We start from the raw sequence: 4,877 nt of genomic DNA, 5'->3' as shown, positions 1-4,877 counted from the left end.
TTCCAGGCGGACCATCTGTTCGTCCCGCTGGGGCAGCGTGCCGGTGGCCACGAGCACGCTGCGGATGTGCTCGACGACCTTGCCTGCCGGGAGTTTGTCCAGGGCCGAGCCACGCACTACGGCGCCGCTGAGCTTCGGCGACGACAAGGCTGCGTGGCCGCTGACCCGGTACGTCGGCGGCCTGCACGCCCACAAGCACGCCCTGCCCGCTCTGAAGGACCCGCCCGCGCGGCCCCGTCAGGTCTCCCACGACGGCTATGAGTGGGTGGGCGTCAGGAGGCTGTTGGGGTGGTGGTCGTTGATCGTGTCCTTTGCGTCCGGGCGGTTGGGTAGGTTGCGGTGATGGCAGAGACGAGTGATGAGAACGTTCGGGTCACCTTGGAGCAATTGGCTCAGCGGGTCCGTGACGAGCTCGCCGCGGCCGGGTTGCCGCTGGTCACGCCCGGCCTGTCGCCCGAACTGGCCGTCGGCGCAGAGGTTCGCGCCGACATGTGGAATCACCACTTTCACGGCGAGGAGCCCGAAGTGGTCGTGAGCTGGAAGGTCAGCCCCCAGTTGCGGAACAATGCCATGGCAGGGGCGAGGAGTTACTCCGGCGATCCGGCAGTCTGGTGAGGTCCAGATCGCGATGGCCGCCGCGGTGATCGCGATCCTGTCAGCGGCCGGCTTCACCGCCCGGGACCGCGACAACGACCTGAGCCCTTTCGACGTGCAGGTTCTCGCAGGTCCCGAGTCTGGCGGCCAGCCCAGCTGGGCCCTCCTCGACGAGAGCCTGGTACTGTCCGGCGAACCCGGCTCAGTGGCCGAAGCCTGACCAGGCGCTCGGTGTTCACTGCGGCCATCGCCGCCGTGGCTTCGGAACGGCCCTGGTACACGCCGCTCTCGCCGCGGCGGACGCCCTCGACGCCCCGATGCTTGTTGTCCTTGGTGACCCCGACTTCTTCGGACGGTTCGGCTTCCGCCCGAGCACTGACTTCGGCATCGTCGGCGAGGAACCGGCCTGGGAGCATCTGTTCCAGATACGCACCCTGGCTGCCTACGATCCGTCCGTACAGGGCGAGTTCATCTACCCCGAACCCTTCGGGGGTATCTGACGCCGCCACGCCAGTGAAGCGGAATCTGGCCTGGCTCGGTTGCCGCATCGGAAAAGCCTTCGCCCGTTTCCGTTGAGAGGATCACTGGCGAGCACCGGGACTGACAGTCTCGGATCAAACGGGCGGGGAGGCATCGCCAATGGCTGAGGATGAACCCTGGACGGGTGACGATCAAGATCACAACGATCGGTGTCATGCTCGTTGGCGAGCGTCGTCGAACCGCTCGACGGCCCAGTCCGGCTACAGGGACGAGTGGTATGACGCCCAGTGCGGAGGATGCCGCTTCTGGATCGCGTTGAGCGGACAGCTCGGCCAGGACTACGGGGCGTGCAGCAACCCCGGCTCATCATGTGACGGGCGAGTGCGGTTCGAGCATGACGGCTGTGAGAGCTTCGCCGGTCGAGCCGACGGCTCGTTCGGGTAGCGGCCCGTCAGGCGACGTCAGCTCTGCGCGCAGGGCATGCTGATGGTGAAGATCGCCGAGGTGTTCACCAGCGCAGACGGGTCCGCGACGTCTGACCGGCTTCCTGGTCGCCGAGGATGCGGTCGACGACATCAGCCATGAGAGTCTGCGCATCCTGCTCCGCGAGGAAGGCATCTGCTTTCAACGCGCAAGGACCTGGCGGGACCAGACGGATGCGCAGGGGCTGCTGGCTGCCGGCTGCGCACCCCAACCATGAGCCCAACCACGGGACTCGTGAACCCCGACCACAAGCGCAACCACACCTGGTCAGACGGGCATTGCGCACCTGCGCACCAAATGCGCAATCACAGCGCACCCCCGCCACAGGCCTGCGCGCGCCGACCACCAACCCGACCGCCGCTGAGCAAGGGCATTACGCACCTACGAGCTCGTGACACGATCTTGTTGAGGCTCCCTGGTCGGGGTGAGCCGTGTGACGATTCGGCAGTTCGTTACGCTGCGGCCGTGATGATCAGGGGTACAGGAGATGGCCAGGGGGACAGGATGAGCAGGGGAAACTCGGTCGCTCCCGACGAGTTTCCCGGCGTGTACCGCAACAGCCAAACTGGCGGCGAGATCACGCTCGATTCCGACGGCACAGTCACCGCCACTGACCTGTCGACAGACGCTCACTCCGGCCCCGCCGATTTCCACGGCCAATGGGAGTTCACCGACAGCAGCGGCAGCGACTTCGTCTACCTGAACATCGATGAGCGTGGCATCGGTGAGGTCTCCGGTGTCCAGCTCTACACGCGCGGCGGAGGGAAAGTAGCGTTCGGCCTTCCGGATGGGTCGTGGTCCCTGGTGCCCACCAAGGTGTCCGCCCAGTAGATACCGTCACCAGCTTCCCGAACTGCCGCGGGCTCAGCCCGGATAACGGGGCCATCTCGACACCTCACGGCGCCAGCCGTCAAAGTCGCGACAGCGGTCACGTGCTCACTGTTCAATTCCGAGGGCCCTGCCGGTGGTCATCACAGAGCGTCCTTGATGTGGCCTCGGGCGAAGTCCCATGGGGCGGGTGTATTGGCGGCCGCATACTCGCCCGCGATGCCGAAGACGCTCCCGCATCCTGGACATTCGGCCTGGCCGAACAGGTGCGTCAGGCCCCAGGCGAGCCGTTGCTGGCCATCCCGTGCGGCCGCCTCGTGCAACATCCTCCCGATGCCGGTCAGCTCGTCCGGGACGGCCGGCCGGAGCGGGACCTGGTGGACATCCCCCAGATCCCAGTCCCGGATCGAGGAGTAGCAGCCGTAGTCGCCGACCGCGATCGTCACCGGTGCGTCGCAGTGCGGACAAGCGACAGTGACGAAGGAATCGGTGAAATCGTCCAGGACCTCGAACCACAAGGGCTGGCCGTCGAACGCGAGCATGGCCCGCAGCCGGCTCAGGTAGATCGTCCCGTCCAGGCCAGACCGCAGCCGGGCGGCGGCCATGGCGCGAAGCTCGGCCAAGGTCGCCGCACAGCGGGCGACTTCTTCGTCGGCACCGTGAGGTTGAAGGAGGCCACCCGCTATGGCTCCGGCCAGATCGAGCGCCCAGTCCCCGGCGTCCTCGGTCCTGGCTATGTCCGCCAGATGCGGCAGTGCGGCGATGCTCGCCGGGGTGATCGTCCCCTGGTGGCACAAGCGCCCCCAAAGCCGGTCGACGGCCTCCTGGTCACGACCGACGGCTCGGTCCAGCAGCCCGGGGATCGCGTGTGCCGGGCCGTAGGCGTCGTGGAGTGTGGACCAGTCGATCATCCGGTGATTCAAGCACGCAGCGGAGCAACCTTGGAGGTTTGGGGTTGTGCATGTCAGTGAGCCTTTTCCAACCTGATGGTGCAGGTCACGGGGCTGGCGTGGGACGGAGTGGGGTGCTCGGGCTGGCCGGGTCCTTGATCGACAGCATGTGTGATGGGCCGCCGGCAGGAGAATTGCGCTGACCCCTGGATCGTGCTGCTCTTTCGTGTGTCCTACCAGAGGGTGGCCGGTCCTGCGATGACCCAGCTGGCGTCGACAGGCTTGACCCAGAAGCTCAATGCCACCTCGATTATCTGTGCGCGGTAGGTGATTTCAACGGAGAGATGGCTGCCGGTGTCGCCCCAGTGGAAGTCTGCGAGATTGAGTTCGCCGAGCCAGGACAGATCCTGCTCCCACTCGTCGGCAGCAGGGCTTCTGCTCGCCTCGTCCCATCGGCGCTTGCTTCGACGGACCCGGTCCACAGCGACTTGAGCACATAACGGACCGGGCTGTGAACGATCCTCGCTTGAAAGCCGTCCCCGCCCTACTATCAACGCCCATGTCCACCACCACCTCGCCGATACCCGTCCTCCAGGGCCGCGCTGGTACCACCCTCCAGGCTCAGGACGACGTCCTCGTCCTGAGCCGGCGGCGCAAGGAGAAGCGGATCCCGTTCCAGGCCGTCCGCCGCGTCAGCGCCGAGGGCCGTGCCCTTGCCGTGGAGCTGACCGCCCCGGCCGGGACGACCCCGGTCACGTACAGGGTCCGGGGTGTGAGTGAGGTGGCGGCCACGGCGTTCGCCGACGCCGTCACCGCGCTCCTGCCGGAGGAGCGGGCGGCCGACGGCACGGCTCTCGTCATCGACAGCGCGCCGGCGGGGTCCGATGACGACGGGTACGCGCGCGCGTTCAGGCTCACGGCGTGGGTCACCGGCCTGGTGGCGGTCGGGGTGGCCGTACCCCTGGGCATCGTGGAGTCGGTGAGCCGCGCGGTCGCGTTCTTGGTGTTCACCCCCATCGCCGTGGGCATCGCCGCGTTCGGGCTCGTGGCCCTGTCCATGCAGTACCGCGAGTGGACCTACCCCCGGTACGGCATCACCGTCGAGGCGGTGCGCCGCGGCCCCAGGGACTACGCCTACACCGACCTGCACGGCGTGGTCCGCGGCGCGTACATCTCCGGCAGTGCGCCGACCGTCAAGGTCGCCTACCACCCGAGGAACCCCGCCGACCCGGTCCATGCGAAGTCGTGGATTGCCAAGGCGGCGGGCACGCTCGTCTTCCTGGCCATCATCGCCGTCGGTCTCGCCTTCCTGGCCCTCACCATCTCCATGGCCGTCGACGGCTTTCAACGCGCCTGACCCCCACCGGCGGACGAACTCCCGACGGTCCGGGAGTCGCCCCGGAAGAAAGATCCTGCGGCGAGCGGCGAGCGGACTTCCCCTGGCACGTCTCGCGCCGCGACATTACTGAGTTTTTCGTTAGTTCTGTGGTGGTTGGGTCATCATCACTGAGCGACTCTGTCGGGGATCTTGTGGGTCGGGTTCACGTGCCTTGCCGCCACCAGCATTCCCAGGTCAGGCCGCGTGAGTCGAGGTAACTCTGG

The 4,877-nt window shown here is 67.0% G+C and carries 8 protein-coding genes and 1 pseudogene; 7 read left to right on the top strand and 2 right to left on the bottom strand.

The window, feature by feature from the left end:
* From ABT296_RS38825 to ABT296_RS38305, 6 genes and pseudogenes are all read left to right on the top strand, one after another.
* Positions 1-274 (top strand): annotated as a pseudogene (locus tag ABT296_RS38825) (hypothetical protein); the annotation flags it as partial.
* 68 nt (positions 275-342) lie between these two features.
* Positions 343-615: a hypothetical protein gene (locus tag ABT296_RS38330; protein ID WP_351934736.1), complete on the top strand. Its 273-nt coding sequence runs from the start codon at positions 343-345 to the stop codon at positions 613-615.
* Between the two features lie 13 nt (positions 616-628).
* Entirely contained in the window at positions 629-814 is a 186-nt protein-coding gene (locus tag ABT296_RS38325; RefSeq protein ID WP_351934735.1) for a hypothetical protein, read from the top strand.
* Positions 815-911: 97 nt separating this feature from the next.
* Entirely contained in the window at positions 912-1,094 is a 183-nt protein-coding gene (locus ABT296_RS38320; protein WP_351934733.1) for a hypothetical protein, read from the top strand.
* A gap of 139 nt (positions 1,095-1,233) precedes the next feature.
* Positions 1,234-1,518 (top strand): DUF3027 domain-containing protein, encoded by a 285-nt coding sequence (locus tag ABT296_RS38315; protein ID WP_351934731.1) that lies wholly within the window; start codon positions 1,234-1,236, stop codon positions 1,516-1,518.
* Positions 1,519-2,061: 543 nt separating this feature from the next.
* Positions 2,062-2,388 (top strand): hypothetical protein, encoded by a 327-nt coding sequence (locus ABT296_RS38305; protein WP_351934729.1) that lies wholly within the window; start codon positions 2,062-2,064, stop codon positions 2,386-2,388.
* A gap of 140 nt (positions 2,389-2,528) precedes the next feature.
* Here ABT296_RS38305 and ABT296_RS38300 read toward each other — a convergent pair whose 3' ends face one another.
* Together ABT296_RS38300 and ABT296_RS38295 are read right to left on the bottom strand one after the other, a co-directional pair.
* Positions 2,529-3,296, bottom strand: coding sequence for a hypothetical protein (locus tag ABT296_RS38300; RefSeq protein WP_351934727.1), 768 nt, complete (start codon positions 3,294-3,296; stop codon positions 2,529-2,531).
* A 212-nt stretch (positions 3,297-3,508) separates the two neighbouring features.
* Positions 3,509-3,757: a hypothetical protein gene (locus tag ABT296_RS38295; RefSeq protein WP_351934725.1), complete on the bottom strand. Its 249-nt coding sequence runs from the start codon at positions 3,755-3,757 to the stop codon at positions 3,509-3,511.
* A 77-nt stretch (positions 3,758-3,834) separates the two neighbouring features.
* On the opposite strand from ABT296_RS38295, the gene ABT296_RS38290 reads away from it, so the two are divergent.
* Entirely contained in the window at positions 3,835-4,632 is a 798-nt protein-coding gene (locus ABT296_RS38290; RefSeq protein ID WP_351934723.1) for a hypothetical protein, read from the top strand.
* The last annotated feature ends 245 nt before the right edge of the window (positions 4,633-4,877 follow it).

This window comes from Streptomyces sp. NPDC000983, assembly GCF_040299205.1.
Taxonomy (GTDB): domain Bacteria; phylum Actinomycetota; class Actinomycetes; order Streptomycetales; family Streptomycetaceae; genus Streptomyces.
This window is presented reverse-complemented; position numbering and strand designations above follow the sequence as displayed.